The 622-nt window shown below is 50.6% G+C and carries 1 protein-coding gene; it reads right to left on the minus strand.

Annotated elements, in window-relative coordinates; genetic code table 11:
• Window positions 1-622, minus strand: a 622-nt coding sequence (locus tag ACFQ1K_RS14390) for an HYR-like domain-containing protein (RefSeq protein WP_449361585.1), incomplete at both ends; no start/stop codon positions are given.

Raw genomic sequence — 622 nt, forward strand, 5'->3', positions numbered from 1 at the left:
CTGTGTATGCACGGTCTCGTTACCACAGGCATCGGTAGCCGTCCAAGTTCTGGTCAATGTGTAGTCGTTATCACAAGTACCGGCAGTGGTAGTCTCATTAAAAGTCACCGTAGCCGTACCGCAGTTATCCGAAGCCGTTAAGGTCTCGGCAGTAGGTACCGCATCGCACTCAACAGTTACATCAGCAGGAAGTGCTTCGTTAAATGTTGGAGCCACAGTATCCTGAACGGTAATGGTCTGTGTATGCACGGTCTCGTTACCACAGGCATCGGTAGCCGTCCAAGTTCTGGTCAATGTGTAGTCGTTATCACAAGTACCGGCAGTGGTAGTCTCATTAAAAGTCACCGTAGCCGTACCGCAGTTGTCCGAAGCCGTCAAGGTCTCAGCAGTAGGTACCGCATCGCACTCAACAGTTACATCAGCAGGAAGTGCTTCGTTAAATGTTGGAGCCACAGTATCCTGAACGGTAATGGTCTGTGTATGCACGGTCTCGTTACCACAGGCATCGGTAGCCGTCCAAGTTCTGGTCAATGTGTAGTCGTTATCACAAGTACTGGCAGTGGTAGTCTCATTAAAAGTCACCGTAGCCGTACCGCAGTTGTCCGAAGCCGTTAAGGTCTCG

Source organism: Winogradskyella aquimaris (genome assembly GCF_042676105.1).
GTDB classification, from domain to species: Bacteria; Bacteroidota; Bacteroidia; order Flavobacteriales; family Flavobacteriaceae; genus Winogradskyella; species Winogradskyella aquimaris.